Consider the following 15,933-nt stretch of genomic DNA (forward strand, 5'->3'; position numbering starts at 1 on the left):
GGCCGCCTTCGGCGGATCGCGGGCAAGCCCGGCTCCCACATTTAACGGTGTACACCACATCAAATGTGGGAGCTGGCTTGCCTGCGATAGCGGTCTCGAGCCAAAAGACTCAGTCGCGGTAGAACACCTGCACCAAGTGATACCCAAACTTGCTCTTGATCGGCCCATGCACCACCCGCAGCGGCTTCTTGAAGATCACCGCATCAATCGCGCCCACCATCTGCCCCGGCCGAATCTCACCCAAGTCCCCACCGCGCTTGCCCGACGGGCAGGTGGAGTATTTCTTGGCCAGCACATCAAAGGCTTCACCCTTGGCGATGCGCTGCTTGAGCTGTTCGGCTTCTTCACTGGTTTTCACCAGGATGTGACGGGCTTGGGCTTTCATTGATCTCTACCAGGTGTGCGACGGCGCGCGATTATGCCTGAACTCATTCGTCGACGTTGATCATGCTGCGGATTTTCGTGGCCAACAGGTCGATGGAAAACGGTTTGGCCACCATGTCCATGCCGTCTTCGAGGAAACCCTGGCGTTCGGCGGCTTTTTCCGCGTAGCCGGTCATGAACAACACCTTGAGGCCTGGGCGATGCTGGCGGGCGATTTCCGCCAGTTGCCGGCCATTCATGCCCGGCAGGCCCACGTCGGTTACCAGCAAGTCCACGCGTAAATCCGATTCCAGCAACGGCAGTGCGGTACGCGCATCGGCGGCCTGGTGCGCGGTATAGCCCAGTTCGTCGAGCACATTGACCACGAGCATGCGCACGGCAGGGTCATCTTCGACCACCACGACGGCTTCTCCGGCCAGTGCCAATGGCGCTTCGCCCAGATGCTGCGGCAGGCTGCTTTCCAGCGCGGTGCCATACAGGCGCGGCAGGTACAGGCGCACGCAAGTGCCCTGGCCCGGTTCGCTGTGAATGGTCACGTGGCCGCCGGACTGCTGGGCAAAGCCGTAGATCATCGACAGGCCCAACCCAGTGCCTTGGCCGATGGGTTTGGTGGTGAAAAACGGGTCGAAGGCTTTCGCCAGGATCTTCGGCGCCATGCCGGTGCCGTTGTCGCACACGCCGAGCATCACGTAGTCGCCGGCCTTTACCGGCTCCAGCGTGGTGATGTCCGTGCCGTCGAGGTAGCTGTTGGCGGTTTCGATGCGCAGCTCGCCGCCGTCGGGCATGGCGTCGCGCGCGTTGATCACCAGGTTGAGCAGGGCATTTTCCAGCTGGCTGGCGTCGGTATTGACTGGCCAGATATCGTGGCCCAGTTGCAGCTTGAGGGCGATATGCGCGCCCTTGGTGCGGCGAAACAGGTCTTCCAGGGACATCACCAACTGGTTCGGATCCAGCGGGCGGCGGTCCAGCGACTGCCGGCGCGAGAACGCCAGCAAACGGTGGGTGAGGGCGGCCGCGCGATGGGCGGAGGACACGGCCGCATCGGTAAAACGGCCAATCTCGTCACTGCGCCCGGCGGCAATATACCGCTGCATCAGGTCGAGGCTGCCGATGATGCCGGTCAGCATGTTGTTGAAGTCATGGGCGATGCCGCCGGTGAGTTGGCCCACCGCTTCCATCTTCTGCGCATGGCGCAGGGCGTCTTCGGCGCGCTCGCGTTCGAACATCTCGTTTTGCAGGCGCTGGTTGGCTTCGGCCAGTGCCTGGGTGCGCTGGGCCACGCGTTCTTCAAGGTTTTCGTTGAGGTGACGCAGGGCTTCTTCGGTGAGCTTGCGCTCGGTTTCGTCGATCACAAAGATGTAGAACCCATTCACCGAACCTTCATTGCTGAAGCGTGGCAGGTACTTCATCAGCGCGTGGCGTGGGCGTCCATCGCAGTGTGGGGTGACGGTCATGAAACTGCAGGCCTTGCCCCTGAGCGCCGCCGTGATTTTGTCTACGCGCCCGGCGTAAACCTCGTCGCCGAGGACTTCGCGGATGGTCTTGCCGTACAGCTCCTGGGGCGTCATGCCGTACCACTCCAGGTACGCGCTGTTGTTCAGACGAAAACGCTGCTCGTGGTCGACATAACCGATCAGCACCGGCATGGCGTTGATGATCAGTTGCAGCTCGGTCTGGCTTTGGCGCAGGGCTTGTTCGGTGTGTTTGCGTTCGGTGAGGTCCAGCGCCGCGCCGAGGAAACGGGCCGGGCGGCCGTGGTGATCCTTGTAGCAGCGCCCCCGGGCAAATACCCAGCGCAGCGTGCCGTCGGCTTGCAACAGGCGGTATTCCTCGGCGTATTCGGTGCCGAAGGTGATGCAGTGCTTGATGCTGCGCGCCACCATGCCACGGTCTTCGGGGTGCACGCCTTGCAGGTAGTCGCTGATGGGCAGCAGGCCGGCCTCGCTGGGGTCGACGCCGTGCAGGTAGGCGAAGTGGGCGTCGGCGATAAAGCGGTCTTCGCCGATATCCCAATCCCAGGTGCCGACTGCGTCCGTTGCCGCCAGTGCAAGCTGCAGGCGTTGCTCGGTGTTGTGCCGGGCTTTGCGACGTTCGTTGGTTTCGATGGCGGTGACCAGGATCCCGGCCACACTGCCGCTTTCATCACGGATTGGGCTGTAGGTCAGGTCCAGCCAGATTTCTGTGTCGCGATTATTGCGCTGCAGCACAAAGCGCTGTTCGGTGAAAGTGCGCACTTGGCCGGCGAGCACGGCGTCGTAGATCGGCGCGGTAAAGCTCTGTAATTCCGGCCAGGTCTGGTGCGCAGGCTGGCCCAAGGCCTCGGGGTGCTTGTTGCCCGCCAGTTGCGCAAAGCCGTCGTTGTAGAGTTGGGTGAGCTCGTTGCCCCACAGCAGCAGCATCGGCATCGGCGAGTGGATGACGATATCCACGGCAGTGCGCAGGCTTTGCGGCCAATCGTTGGCCTCACCGAGCGGGCTTTGTGCCCAGTCCAGCCGCGCAATCAATGCGGCGGCTTCGCTGACGGTGGATGTTCCATTCATGAAAAAGCCCTGAGCGTAACGCTTTGAAATATGACAAACGCCGATTATCCCGTGACTCGGGAGCGGCTGACTACCCCCGAAAAATAGCATGCATTGGCGTTTTGTCTTCAAATGAGTACGTCAGGGCTGAAACCTTTCATCTTCAGGCCAGTTCGGGACGGTCGCGAAACTCCTCCAGCGCCTGCGGGTTCGCCAGGGCATCGGTGTTCTTTACGGGCTCGCCATGCACCACGTTACGCACCGCCAATTCGACGATCTTGCCGCTGATGGTGCGGGGGATATCGGTGACAGCGAGGATCTTTGCCGGCACATGGCGCGGTGTGGTGTTGGCGCGGATCACTTGGCGAATTTGCTGCTCCAGCGCCTCATCCAGTGCGACGCCATCGTTGAGACGCACGAACAGCACCACCCGCACGTCATCCTGCCAGCGTTGGCCGATGGCCAGGCTTTCCAGGACTTGCGGCACTTTTTCTACCTGGCGATAGATTTCTGCCGTACCGATACGCACGCCGCCGGGGTTGAGTACGGCGTCGGAGCGCCCATGAATCAACAGGCTGCCGTTTGGCCGCTGCTCGGCGTAATCGCCTTGGGCCCATACGCCGGGAAATTGGCTGAAATACGAGGCGCGCAGTTTCTTCTGATCTGGGTCGTTCCACAGGCCGATGGGCATGGCCGGGAAATGCCGCGTGCAGACCAACTCGCCTTTTTCGCCAACCAGGGGCTGGCCCTTGTCGTCCCACACTTCGATGGCCATCGCCAGGCTCTTGCACTGCATCTCGCCGCGCCGTACCGGCAGCACCGGGTTGCCGATCACAAAGCAGGAAACGATATCGGTGCCGCCGGACATGGAGGACAGGCACAGCTCGCCTTTGATCTCGCGATAAACGTAGTCATAACTCTGGGGCGACAGCGGCGATCCGGTGGAAATCAGCCCTTTGAGGCTGCCCAGGTCGTGGCTCAGGCGCGGTTGCAGCCCGGCTTTTTCCAGGGTGGCGAGGAACTTGGGGCTGGTACCGAACACGCTGATTTTTTCCGCGTCGATCAGGTCGATCAGGCGCTCCGGCCCCGGATGAAATGGCGACCCGTCATACAGCACTGCCGTCGCCCCGATGGCCAGTACCGAGACCAGCCAGTTCCACATCATCCAGCCGCAGGTGGTGTAGTAGAACAGGCAGTCGTCGCGGCCCAGGTCGGCATGCAGGCCATGTTCTTTCAGGTGCGTGAGCAGCACGCCGCCGGTGCCGTGAATGATGCACTTGGGCACGCCGGTGGTGCCGCTGGAGTAGAGGATGTACAGCGGGTGGTCGAAGGGCACCGCAACGAATTCCGGCTCGCCGCCGGGGTGGTAGAAGTCGCTCCACAGCGCGGCGTTGGCGTGGGTGTAGTAGTCCTCGACGCGTGCCTGGGGTTTGGCATACGGCACAATGATCAACTGTTCCAGGGACGGCAGGCGTTCGAGGATTTCATTGAGCTTGGCGGTTTGGTCAATTTCCTTGCCTGCGTAACGGTAACCGGCACAGGTGATCAGCACCTTGGGCTCGATCTGGCCGAAGCGGTCGATCACGCCTTGGGTGCCAAAGTCGGGGGATGAGCACGACCAGATCGCGCCGAGGCTGGTGGTGGCGAGCATGCCTACCAGGGTTTGCCAGGTGTTGGGCATGCAGGCGGCAACGCGGTCGCCCCGGGTTACACCGGCGGCCCGCAGGCTGCGTTGTAAACCGGCGACGTGCTGGGCGAGTTCGGCGTAGGTCAATTGTTCGCGCTGGCCGTCTTCGCTGATGGCAACCACTGCCGCGTGATCGTCGCGGCGACGCAGCAAGTGTTCGGCAAAATTCAGGGTGGCGCCGGGAAACCATTGGGCGCTGGGCATCTCGGCGTCTTCGATCAGCACGGCGCTGGGTGGGGTGCGAAACTGCACGTCGAAGAACGCGACGATGGCCTGCCAGAAGTCGGGGCGCTGGTCGATGCTCCACTGGTGCAGGGCGGGGTAGTCGGCGAGTTGCAGACTGTAGCGTTCGTTGATGTAGCGGCGGAACTGGTCCATGCGCGTATTGGCGATGCGTTCCAGGGAGGGCTGCCAGAGGATGTCGGACATTGCGAGATCTCGAGTTCTTGTTTGGGTCTGCCGGGCAACACAGGTCCAATGTGGGAGCGGGCTTGCTCGCGAATGCGTCGGGCCAGGCCCAGTTGTGCTGGCTGATACGGCGCATTCGCGAGCAAGCCCGCTCCCACCTTTAGATCTTCATTGTTGTCGAGGTTTGCGTTTATTGGGCCAGCCAGCCGCCATCAATGTTCCACGCGGCACCGCGCACCTGGCTGCCAGCCTCGCTGCACAGGAACAACACCAACTCACCCAACTGCGGCGGCGTCACGAACTCCAGCGACGGCTGCTTTTCCGCCAGCAAATCATGCTGCGCCTGCTGCGGATCCACGCCATTGGCCGCTCGATCATCAATCTGCTTCTGCACCAGTGGCGTCAACACCCAGCCTGGGCAGATCGCGTTGCACGTCACGTTGCTGGTGGCCGTCTCCAGGCCTACGACCTTGGTCAATCCGATCACACCGTGCTTGGCCGCGACATACGCCGCCTTGCCCACCGAACCGACCTGGCCATGTACCGAGGCAATATTGACGATACGCCCCCAGCCCTTGGCTTTCATGCCCGGCAAGCTGAGGCGTGTGCTGTGGAACACCGACGACAGGTTGATCGCGATGATCGAATCCCAGCGCTCCGCCGGAAAGTCTTCCACCGCCGCCACATGTTGGATACCGGCGTTGTTCACCAGGATGTCCACGCCGCCGAACTCACGCTCGGCGTAGGCGATCATGTCGGCGATCTGCGCCGGGTCGCTGACGTCGGCCGGGTGATGGCCGACCTTGCCGCCGAATGCCTGCACCTGGGCGATCACCGCGCTGGCATCACCGAAGCCGTTGAGGATCAGGTTCGCGCCAGCCTCAGCCAGGCTCAACGCAATGCCCAAACCGATGCCGCTGGTAGAGCCGGTAACCAGGGCCGTCTTGCCGTTCAATGTCGTCATACAAACCTCACACAATGCCGGTGGCGTAGAAAGTACCGATCACCACGAACACCGCGAGGGTCTTGATGATCGTGATGCCGAAAATGTCCTTGTAGGCTTCGCGGTGCGTCAACCCCGTCACTGCCAGCAGCGTGATCACCGCGCCGTTGTGGGGCAGGGTGTCCATGCCGCCACTGGCCATGGCCGCGACGCGGTGCAGCACTTCAAGGGGAATATTGGCCGCATGGGCCGCCGAAATAAAGCTTTCGGACATGGCCGCCAGGGCAATGCTCATGCCGCCCGACGCGGAGCCGGTGATACCGGCCAGCAGGGTCACGGTAATCGCTTCGTTGACCAGCGGGTTGGGGATGCCCTTGAGCCAATCCGCCAGCACCAGAAAGCCCGGCAGTGAGGCGATCACCGCACCAAAGCCGTATTCCGACGCGGTGTTCATCGCCGCCAGCAACGCACCGCTTACCGCGCTTTTGCTGCCTTCGGCGAGTTTGCTTTTGATCGCCGACCAGCCGAACACCAGCACCATGACAATGCCTACCAGCAACGCCGCCTGCACCGCCCAGATCGCCGTGAGCTTGGCGATTTCGGTGGTTACTGGTGCGCTCATGCCTGGCAAGGCAAGGCTGTGGGTCTTGCCATACCACTGCGGAATCCAGTGGGTGAACAACAGGTTCATCACACCCACCAGAATCAGCGGCGACAGCGCGATCCATGGGTTGGGCAGTGCCAGGTTGTCGGCGGTTTCGGGTTCGTTGCGAAGCTCCGTGCCATAGCCTTCGCCGGCGCGCTGCGCTTTGTTGCGCTGGCGGGCCAGGTACAGCATGCCGGTGCAGAACACGAAGATCGTGCCGATCAGGCCCAGCCAGGGCGCGGCCCAGGCGGTGGTGTTGAAGAAGGTGCTGGGGATGATGTTCTGGATCTGCGGTGTGCCGGGCAGGGCGTCCATGGTGAACGAGAACGCACCGAGGGCGATGGTCGCCGGGATCAGGCGCTTGGGGATATTGCTCTGGCGGAACATCTCCGCTGCAAACGGGTACACCGCAAACACCACCACAAACAACGACACGCCGCCGTAGGTGAGCAGCGCGCAGACCAGCACGATCACCAGCATCGCCTGACGCGTGCCGAGCAGGCGGATCGCAGCGGCAACGATGGAGCGCGAGAAACCCGACAGCTCAATCAGCTTGCCGAACACCGCACCGAGCAGGAACACCGGGAAATACAGTTTGATGAAGCCTACCATCTTCTCCATGAACACCCCGGTAAAGGCGGGCGCAACGGCGGACGGGTCGGTGAGCAGGACAGCACCGAGGGCGGCAATGGGGGCAAACAGGATAACGCTATAGCCACGGTAGGCAGCCAGCATCAGCAGCGCGAGGGCTGCCAGGGCGATGATTACACTCATGGAGTGTCTCCAGATCGAATTGTTATTTTTGTGGGGTGTTGCGGTGGGAAGGGGCTATAGCTAGATGTGTGCCAAGATGTTAACTATATGAAACATAAGGATAATTTATTTATTTTGAGTGAATATTTTGAAAGGTGTCTCAATTCGGAGACTGGAGAGGATCAACTGTGGGAACTGGCTTGCCTGCGATAGCGGTGGATCAGCTTGAATATTGGCCAGCAGACAGACCGCTATCGCAGGCAAGCCAGCTCCCACATAGGGCTGTCTTGAATTTGAGAATTGTGTCTCTATATAGAGATTAAGTGATGCCCAACGCCACCATCTTCTTATACAACGTCGACCGCCCCAGCCCCAGCCGCTTGGCCGCCTCCACCACATTCCCCTCGCATTCATTCAACGCCGCCGCAATGATCTGCCGATCAAACCGCTCCCGCGCCGCGCTGAAGCTTTCACCGGCTACCGACGCCACGGCACTGCGTTCTACGGGGGTAAACGTCCCAATCGCCGCGCGAACTTCCTGCGCATTCAACACCAGGTCATCACTCAACAACGCCGCCCGCTCCAGCACGTTACGCAGCTCGCGGATATTCCCTGGCCAGGCGTGTTGTGCCAGCAGCGCCAGGGCTTCACGGTCCAGTTCGTGTTGGCTGCGCAGTTCCTCCAGAATCGCCTCGCTCAACGCCGGAATATCTTCCAGGCGCTCACGCAATGGCGGCACCTGGATTGGCAGCACATTCAAGCGGTAATACAGGTCGGCACGGAACTCGCCACGTTTGATCGCCGCCTCCAGGTCCATGGACGTGGCCGCGATCACCCGCACATCGCTGTGCAGCATCTCGTTGGAACCCACCGGTTCAAATTCCTTTTCCTGCAACACCCGCAGCAGCTTGCTTTGCAGTGGCAGGGGCATGTCGCCGATTTCATCGAGGAACAGCGTACCGCCTTGGGCAATCTGGAACTTGCCGGGACGCCCTTTGCGGTCGGCACCGGTAAACGCGCCCGGCGCGGTGCCGAAGAACTCGGCTTCCAGCAGGTCGCCCGGAATGGCTGCACTGTTGATGCTGACAAACGCCTTGTGCGCGCGAGGTGAGGCGCCGTGAATTGCCTGGGCCAGCAACTCCTTGCCGGTGCCGGTTTCACCCAGCAGCAGCACCGGTGATTCGGCGCTGGCACTGCGTCGTGCACGGCGTTTCACCTCAAGGCTGGCAGCGCTGGTGCCGATAAAATGCGCGAAGTTGTACTTGCTCTGGCGAGAGCGCAGCAGCGAGCGAGTGGAGGCCAGCTCCTGCTGCATGCTCAAGTAACGTTCGATCAATGGCGACAGGTTGCGCAGCTCATCAAACAGCGCAAACCCAATCGCGCCGATCACTGCGCCAGCATCGTCGTGGATCGGCAGGCGCATCACCACCAACGGGCCCTTGGGCGTGTCCTGGATATCCAGCAGAATCGGCTGGTCGTTGCGCACTACCTGGCGCAGCAGGCTGTTGGAAATCACCTGCTCGCAGGGTTGGCCGATGGCTTCATCGGCGCTTTTGAGGCCGAAGCGCTTGGCGTAGCGCTCGTTCATCCACACGATATTCGCGTCGCGGTCGACAATCACCGTGCCTTCGCTGGACTGCTCGATGATCTCGAACAGCGACTGGATGGCCAGGCCGCGAACCTGTTGGTAGTCCGTGAGGCGGGTATTCATGTCGACAACCCGCATGCGGCTGCCAGCAGTTCCTGGGTGTAGGGGTGCTGCGGTGCGTCGAACACCTGATGGCTCGCTCCGGCCTCGACCACCTTGCCATCCTTGATCACGATCATGTCATGCGCCATCGCGCGCACCACTGCCAGGTCGTGGCTGATAAACAGGTAGGTCAGGCCGTATTTCTCTTGCAGCTCACGCAGCAGCGCCACCACTTGTTTCTGCACGGTGCGGTCGAGGGCCGAGGTGGGCTCATCCAGCAGCATCAGCGCGGGCTTGAGTACCAAGGCGCGCGCGATGGCGATGCGTTGGCGCTGGCCGCCGGAAAACTCATGGGGGTAACGGTGACGGCTCTCGGGGTCGAGGCCCACGTCCTTGAGCACCTGGATCACCTGCGCATCGCGGTCGGCCAGGCTGCATGGGGCGTGCACTTCCAAGCCTTCGCTGATGATCTGCTGCACGGACATGCGCGGGCTGAGGCTGCCGTAAGGGTCCTGGAACACCACCTGCATCTGCTTGCGCCACGGGCGCATCTGCTGATTGTTCAGCGGGTCGAGGGCTTCGCCCTGGAAGCGAATGCTGCCGGTGGAGTCCAGCAAACGCAGGATCGCCTGGCCCAGGGTGGACTTGCCCGAGCCAGACTCGCCGACAATGCCCAGGGTCTTGCCGCGCTGCACGCTGAGGCTGATGCCGTCCACGGCACGCAGATAGGTTTTGCGCCGGAACAAGCCGCCGCTGAGCGGGAATTGCACGGTCAGGTTATCCACCTGCAATACCGTTTCGCGCGCATCGCTGCACAGGGCATCGCCCGCCGGCTCCGCGTCCAGCAACAGGCGGCTGTAAGGGTGTTGCGGTGCCGTGAACAGCGTTTGGCAATCGGCCTGCTCGACGATCTCGCCAGCGCGCATCACGCACACACGCTGGGCAATGCTGCGCACCAGGTTGAGGTCGTGGCTGATCAGCAGCAATGACATGCCCAAACGTTGTTGCAGGGACTTGAGCAGCAGCAGGATCTTGCGCTGCACCGTTACGTCCAGCGCGGTGGTGGGTTCATCGGCGATCAGCAATTCCGGCTCGCAAGCCAGGGCCATGGCGATCATCACCCGTTGGCGTTGCCCGCCGGAGAGTTGGTGGGGGTAGGCTTTGAGCCGTTCCTGGGGTTTCTGGATGCCCACCAGTTCCAGCAGTTCCAGGATGCGCGCCTGGGCGGCCTTGCCACCCAGGCCCTTGTGCAGCAGCAGGGTTTCGCCGATCTGCTTTTCGATGCTGTGCAAGGGGTTCAGGGAGGTCATCGGCTCCTGGAAGATCATCGCGATGCGGTTGCCACGCAGTTTTTGCAGGGTGGCCGCCGACGCGCCCACCAGCTCCTGGCCGCGATACTTCACGGAGCCGGTGGTTTGCGTGCCGGCCTCGGGCAGCAATTGCAGGATCGAATGGGCCGTCACCGACTTGCCCGAGCCCGACTCGCCCACCAGCGCCAGGCACTCGCCGGGGCGCACGTCCAGGCTCAGGTTGCGCACCACGGTCTGGCCGCTGAAGGCGACGCTGAGGTCGCGGATCTCGATCAGGTTGTCGCTCATACGGATTCACTCATGAACGGGGGTCGAAGGCATCACGCAACGCCTCGCCGATAAATACCAGCAGCGACAGGATCAGCGCCAAGGTGAAAAACGCCGTCAGGCCCAGCCACGGCGCTTGCAGGTTCTGCTTGCCCTGGGCGATCAGTTCGCCCAGCGACGCACTGCCGGCGGGCATGCCAAAGCCGAGGAAGTCCAGGGCGCTCAAGGTGGAGATCGCCCCGGTCAGGATAAACGGCAGGTAGCTCAAGGTGGCAGTCATGGCATTGGGCAGGATGTGCCGGCGGATGATCTTGGCGTCCCCCAGGCCCAAGGCCCGTGCGGCCTTGACGTACTCCAGGTTGCGCCCGCGCAGGAACTCGGCGCGCACCACGTCCACCAGTGCCAACCAGGAGAACAGCGCCATGATCCCCAGCAGCCACCAGAAGTTCGGCTCCACAAACCCTGACAGGATAATCAGCAGGTACAGCACCGGTAGCCCCGACCACACTTCCAGCACACGCTGGCCGATCAGGTCGACCCAACCGCCGTAGTAGCCCTGCAACGCACCTGCCGCAATGCCGATGGCCGCGCTGATGGCGGTGAGCGCCAGGGCAAACAGGATCGACACCCGTGCGCCAAAGATCACCCGCGCCAATACATCCCGCGATTGGTCATCGGTGCCCAGCCAGTTCACCGCCGAGGGCGGGCTGGGGGCCGGGCGGGTCAGTTCGTAGTTGGGCGTGTCTTCACTGAACGGGATCGGCGGGAACAGCATCCAGCCTCCGTCCTGCTTTATCAGCTTTTGCACGTAGTCACTGCGGTAGTCGGCCTGGAAGGGCAACTGGCCGCCGAACTGTTGCTCGGTGTAGCGCTTGAAGACCGGGAAATACAGCTCGTTCTTGAAGCTCAGCACCAAGGGCTTGTCGTTGGCGATCAACTCGCCGCCGAGGGTCAGGATAAACAGGCCGATAAACAGCCACAGCGACCACCAGCCACGACGGTTTTTCTTGAAACGCTCGAAACGTCGGCGTGCGACAGGAGACAGATTGAGCATCAGGCGTTCCTCGCGGCGAAGTCGATACGCGGGTCCACCAGGGTGTAGCAGAGGTCACCGATCAGTTTTATCAAGAGGCCGAACAACGTGAAGATAAACAGCGAGCCGAACACCACCGGGTAATCCCGAGAGAGGGCGGCTTCGTAGCTCATGCGACCCAGGCCGTCGAGGGAGAAGATCACCTCGATCAGCAAGGAGCCAGCGAAGAACACGGCGATAAACGCCTGGGGAATGCCGGAGATCACCAGTAGCATCGCATTGCGGAACACATGGCCGTACAGCACCCGTCGTTCACTCAGGCCTTTGGCGCGTGCGGTCACTACGTATTGGCGGGTGATTTCATTGAGGAACGAGTTCTTGGTAAGGATGGTCAAGGTGGCGAATCCGCCAATTACCAGCGACGTTACCGGCAAGACCAGGTGCCAGAAGTAATCGGCGATCTTGCCCACGGTGCTCAGTTCTTCGAAGTTTTCCGACACCAGCCCGCGTACGGGGAACCAGTTCAACGATGTGCCGCCAGCGAACACCACGATCAGGAACATCGCAAACAGGAACGCCGGCATCGCATAGCCGATCACGATGGCGGTGCTGCTCCATACGTCAAAGCTGCTGCCATGGCGCACCGCCTTGCGAATCCCCAAGGGAATCGAGACCAGGTAGGTAATCAGCGTGGCCCACAGCCCGAGGGAAATGGTGACGGGCATTTTTTCGAGGATCAGGTCGATCACGCTCTTGCCACGAAAGAAGCTGTTGCCGAAATCCAGGTGGGCGTAGTTCTTGAGCATCAGCCACAGGCGTTCCGGCGCGGGCTTGTCGAAGCCGTACTGTTTTTCGATGTCCTTGATCAGCTTGGGGTCCAGGCCACGGCTGGCGCGGGAGCCGCCGCTGATGCCGTCACCGGAAGCACCGCCGACGCTACCGCCGCCGATGCCTTGCAGATGGGCGATGGCTTGCTCCACCGGCCCGCCGGGCGCAGCCTGCACAATCACGAAATTCACCAGCAGGATGATCACCAGCGTCGGGATGATCAGCAGCAGGCGCCGCACGATATAGGCAAACATCAGCGCGCCCCTCCGCGTTTTTTCAGCTCAGCTTGCATCTGTTCATTGGTCAACGGCACAGGGCTGATTTCCCACCAGGTTTCCAGGGCTTCATCGTTCTTCGCCTCGATGGCCGGCCGGCCGAAGCGGTTCCACCAAGCGGCGGACGTGCCCGGCGGGTAGTAATTGGGAATCCACAGGTAATTCCATTGCAGCACCCGGTCCAGGGCGTGGGCGTAGGTCAGCATCTGCGCCTGGGTATTGGCCTTGACCAGGCCCTTGATCAGGCTGTCGACGGCCGGGTCCTTGAGCACCATGTAATTGTTGGCGCCAGGGTCGTAGGCAGCGTCCGAACCGAAGTAGTTGTAAAGCTCCATCCCGGGCGACGTGGTGACGGGAAAGCCGATGACGATCATGTCGTAATCGCGCGCCATCATCCGGTTAACGTACTGGGAAGGGTCAATGCGGCGGATGTTCAGGGTGATACCAATCTGCGCCAGGTTGCGCTTGTACGGCAGCAACAGGCGTTCCATGCCGGCCTGGGCATTGAGGAAAGTGAACTCCAGCGGCTCGCCTTCGGCATTGACCAGCTTGTCACCTTTGGGGGTCCAGCCGGCCTCTTCCAGCAAGGCCAGGGCTTGCAGTTGTTTGTCGCGGATCATGCCGCTGCCGTCGGTGACCGGGGCTTTGAATACCTGGGTAAATACCTCGTCGGGCACTTGCCCGCGCAACGGTTCAAGAATCGCCAGTTCTTCCTTGGTCGGGAGTTGGCTGGCGGCCAGCGGGCTGTTGGAGAAAAAACTCTGCTGGCGGATGTACATCGTGCGCATCATCTGCCGATTGGCCCATTCGAAGTCCCACAGCATCGCCAGCGCTTCGCGCACGCGGCGGTCCTTGAACATCGGCTTTTGTACGTTGAACACATAGCCCTGGGCCGGTTGCGGCATCTCCTTGGCCAAGTGGTCGCGTTGCAGGCGGCCATCGTCGAGGGCCGGGCCGTTGTAGCCGATGGAGTAACCGGTGGCAGAAAACTCGCGGTTGAAATCGAACGCGCCACCCCGCAGTACCTGGCGCGCTACTTCGGTATCGCCGAAATACTCCAGGCTCAAGTGGTTGAAGTTGTACAGGCCGCGGCTGACGGGCAAGTCCTTACCCCACCAGTCAGGGTCGCGGGTAAAGGTGATGGTGTTGCCGGAGTCGATCTTGCTGATTTTGTACGGGCCGCTGCCCAGTGGGATTTCGTACCCACCGCCGTTGGCGAAATCACGAGTTTTCCACCAGTGCTCGGGGAGGACGGGCAGGGTGGCGAGGTCGAGGGGCAGGGTGCGGTTTTCATTGCTGGAGAAATCGAAGCGGACCTGGCGCTCGCCTTCGACTTCGACGTGCTTGACGTCGGCGAACAGCGTGCGAAAGCCTAGCCGGCCTTGGGTCATCAACAGGTCGAAGCTGTAGCGCACGTCTTCGGCGGTAATGGGCGTACCGTCGGCGAAACGCGCCTTGGGGTTGAGGTAGAACCGCAACGACAGACCGTCGTCGGCGCGCTCCATCTTCTCGGCGACCAGGCCGTAGACCGTATACGGCTCATCCAGGGAGCGTTGGGCCAGGGGCGAATAAAGCCAGCCGTCGACCTGGGACACGCCGATGCCTTTGTCGATGTACGGCAGCACATGGTCAAAACGTCCGATCTCAATGGCCGAGCGCTTGAGGGTGCCTCCCTTGGGGGCATTGGGGTTGGCGTAGTCGAAATGGCTGAAGCCGGCGGGGTACTTGGCCGGTTCGCCGTACACCGTCAGGTACGGTTGGGGCGCCGCGATCACGGCAGTGCTGGCCAGCAGCAGGGCCAGGGTGGAGCTAAACAGGGTAGAAAAAGCCAGTCGCATTATCAGCCTTGAACGCCGCGTGTATAAGAATAGGGATTTGTACGCTATAGGCTTGCGCGTCGCCAGTCATCACATGCACAACGGCCCACCAAAAGGCGGGCCGTTGTTTACAGCATCAGCGCAGACGGGATCAGTCCTGGCGGCTGGTGACTTCCAGCAGGTGGTAGCCGAACTGGGTTTTTACCGGGCCTTGTACGGTGTTGACCGGGGCGCTGAATACGACGGTGTCGAATTCTTTAACCATTTGGCCTGGACCGAACGAACCCAGGTTGCCGCCGTCGCGGCTGGATGGGCAGCTGGAGTTGGCTTTGGCGATTTCTGCGAAATCGGCGCCGCCTTCGATTTGGGCCTTTAGTTCGTTGCACTTGTCTTCAGTGGAAACGAGGATGTGACGGGCGGTGGCTTTGGCCATGGGGAATAACTCCTTGAGTGAAAAGGGTGAGCCTACCGGATTCAGGCGGTTATTTCCTGGCAAAGTTCCCGTGGATTGCATGAGTGGATCAAGCCCGGGCCATGGCGCCGCTGCGGGTCAGCCATTCGATGAACAGCGCGAACAGCTCGGCCTGGGAGTTGATCGCCAGCTTGGTGTAGAGGTTCTTGCGGTGCATGCGCACGGTTTCTGGCGAAATGCCCAGCACTTGCGCGGTGGACTTTACCGAATGGCCCCGCAGGATCAAATGCGCGATTTCGCGCTCTCGCACGGTGAGCACGCCGCTGCCAAAGCCCATGAACGCGGCTTCGATCTGTTGATGAGCCTGGGTCTGGGTAAACGCCTCGTCACTGATTACCTTGGCCAGGCCGCCGGTGGTGCCGAATCGACGTAGCAAGGCACGCACCATGGCCTGGGTGGATTTCTGCAATGCCAGTTGTTCAGCGCTGAACTGCCCGGCGCTCAAGCCCTGGAACATGCACAGCGAGATCTTGCTCTGGGGGCACAGGTCGACGATGTAGTAACTCTCCTGGGCGCCGCCACTGCGCAGGTAGTAGGTCTTGTAGTACTCGCTGTTGAAGAAGTCGTCCGGGGCGATCTGTGCCAGGTGGTAGAAACCCTCGGCCAGGCCCTTGTCCACCGCCAGGCAGAACGGGTCCAGCAGATAACCCCGAGAAAAGTAGCGGTGGATGATTTCATCCTGATAAGCGCGGGGAATGCCTTGCTGGTACAGCAGGTGCGGCGGTTGGCCCTGGCGCTCCAGGCTGATCATCATCGATTCGATGGGGGTAAGCGTGCAGAGCGCACTGGCCAGGTGTTCGAGAAACGACGTCTCGTCCACATGGATAAACGCCTGGGCCAGGGCTTGGTGCCAGGCTTCAAGTGCGTCGAGGGTTGGGGAGGGGCGGGCAGTGGTCATGAC

Annotated in this window: 12 protein-coding genes; all 12 read right to left on the reverse strand. The window is 61.6% G+C overall.

Translation table 11 applies throughout. The annotated features are described in order from the left end of the window. Positions 1–109: 109 nt before the first annotated feature. Complete coding sequence (locus tag CFE47_RS01485) at positions 110–385, reverse strand: peptidylprolyl isomerase (protein WP_034098324.1); 276 nt, start codon at positions 383–385, stop codon at positions 110–112. Between the two features lie 43 nt (positions 386–428). Then, positions 429–2,924: a PAS domain-containing hybrid sensor histidine kinase/response regulator gene (locus tag CFE47_RS01490; protein ID WP_286835177.1), complete on the reverse strand. Its 2,496-nt coding sequence runs from the start codon at positions 2,922–2,924 to the stop codon at positions 429–431. Positions 2,925–3,066: 142 nt separating this feature from the next. Further along, positions 3,067–5,019: an acetoacetate--CoA ligase gene (locus CFE47_RS01495; protein WP_286835178.1), complete on the reverse strand. Its 1,953-nt coding sequence runs from the start codon at positions 5,017–5,019 to the stop codon at positions 3,067–3,069. 169 nt (positions 5,020–5,188) lie between these two features. Then, a complete protein-coding gene (locus tag CFE47_RS01500; RefSeq protein WP_185705465.1) occupies positions 5,189–5,962 on the reverse strand; it encodes a 3-hydroxybutyrate dehydrogenase in 774 nt (257 codons plus the stop codon). A gap of 7 nt (positions 5,963–5,969) precedes the next feature. Then, positions 5,970–7,361, reverse strand: a complete 1,392-nt coding sequence (locus CFE47_RS01505; protein WP_185705467.1) for a GntP family permease — start codon at positions 7,359–7,361, stop codon at positions 5,970–5,972. A 298-nt stretch (positions 7,362–7,659) separates the two neighbouring features. Beyond that, positions 7,660–9,051, reverse strand: a complete 1,392-nt coding sequence (locus tag CFE47_RS01510) for a sigma-54 interaction domain-containing protein (protein WP_286835179.1) — start codon at positions 9,049–9,051, stop codon at positions 7,660–7,662. Beyond that, positions 9,048–10,628, reverse strand: a complete 1,581-nt coding sequence (locus CFE47_RS01515) for an ABC transporter ATP-binding protein (protein WP_185712141.1) — start codon at positions 10,626–10,628, stop codon at positions 9,048–9,050. The genes CFE47_RS01510 and CFE47_RS01515 overlap by 4 nt, the downstream gene beginning before the upstream one ends. A 10-nt stretch (positions 10,629–10,638) precedes the next feature. Then, positions 10,639–11,661, reverse strand: a complete 1,023-nt coding sequence (locus CFE47_RS01520; protein ID WP_185705473.1) for an ABC transporter permease — start codon at positions 11,659–11,661, stop codon at positions 10,639–10,641. After that, on the reverse strand, positions 11,661–12,722 hold the full coding sequence (locus CFE47_RS01525; protein WP_286835180.1) for a microcin C ABC transporter permease YejB: 1,062 nt from the start codon (positions 12,720–12,722) through the stop codon (positions 11,661–11,663). Before CFE47_RS01525 ends, CFE47_RS01520 begins: the two co-directional genes overlap by 1 nt. Beyond that, positions 12,722–14,581, reverse strand: coding sequence for an extracellular solute-binding protein (locus CFE47_RS01530; protein ID WP_185705477.1), 1,860 nt, complete (start codon positions 14,579–14,581; stop codon positions 12,722–12,724). Before CFE47_RS01530 ends, CFE47_RS01525 begins: the two co-directional genes overlap by 1 nt. A 130-nt stretch (positions 14,582–14,711) precedes the next feature. Further along, positions 14,712–14,993, reverse strand: a complete 282-nt coding sequence (locus CFE47_RS01535) for a peptidylprolyl isomerase (protein WP_010210937.1) — start codon at positions 14,991–14,993, stop codon at positions 14,712–14,714. Between the two features lie 88 nt (positions 14,994–15,081). Then, positions 15,082–15,930 (reverse strand): response regulator transcription factor, encoded by an 849-nt coding sequence (locus CFE47_RS01540; protein WP_286835181.1) that lies wholly within the window; start codon positions 15,928–15,930, stop codon positions 15,082–15,084. Positions 15,931–15,933: the final 3 nt, after the last annotated feature.

This window comes from Pseudomonas sp. PGPPP1, from assembly GCF_002255865.1.
Classification (GTDB): Bacteria; Pseudomonadota; Gammaproteobacteria; order Pseudomonadales; family Pseudomonadaceae; genus Aquipseudomonas; species Aquipseudomonas cremoris.

Coding starts and splice junctions, on each gene's coding strand:
- CFE47_RS01490 (WP_286835177.1), bottom strand. CDS start 2,924: ATGAATGGAACATCCACCGTCAGCGAAGCCGCCGCATTGATTGCGCGG.
- CFE47_RS01505 (WP_185705467.1), bottom strand. CDS start 7,361: ATGAGTGTAATCATCGCCCTGGCAGCCCTCGCGCTGCTGATGCTGGCT.
- CFE47_RS01520 (WP_185705473.1), bottom strand. CDS start 11,661: ATGCTCAATCTGTCTCCTGTCGCACGCCGACGTTTCGAGCGTTTCAAG.
- CFE47_RS01500 (WP_185705465.1), bottom strand. CDS start 5,962: ATGACGACATTGAACGGCAAGACGGCCCTGGTTACCGGCTCTACCAGC.
- CFE47_RS01530 (WP_185705477.1), bottom strand. CDS start 14,581: ATGCGACTGGCTTTTTCTACCCTGTTTAGCTCCACCCTGGCCCTGCTG.
- CFE47_RS01485 (WP_034098324.1), bottom strand. CDS start 385: ATGAAAGCCCAAGCCCGTCACATCCTGGTGAAAACCAGTGAAGAAGCC.
- CFE47_RS01525 (WP_286835180.1), bottom strand. CDS start 12,722: ATGTTTGCCTATATCGTGCGGCGCCTGCTGCTGATCATCCCGACGCTG.
- CFE47_RS01495 (WP_286835178.1), bottom strand. CDS start 5,019: ATGTCCGACATCCTCTGGCAGCCCTCCCTGGAACGCATCGCCAATACG.
- CFE47_RS01535 (WP_010210937.1), bottom strand. CDS start 14,993: ATGGCCAAAGCCACCGCCCGTCACATCCTCGTTTCCACTGAAGACAAG.
- CFE47_RS01515 (WP_185712141.1), bottom strand. CDS start 10,628: ATGAGCGACAACCTGATCGAGATCCGCGACCTCAGCGTCGCCTTCAGC.
- CFE47_RS01540 (WP_286835181.1), bottom strand. CDS start 15,930: ATGACCACTGCCCGCCCCTCCCCAACCCTCGACGCACTTGAAGCCTGG.
- CFE47_RS01510 (WP_286835179.1), bottom strand. CDS start 9,051: ATGAATACCCGCCTCACGGACTACCAACAGGTTCGCGGCCTGGCCATC.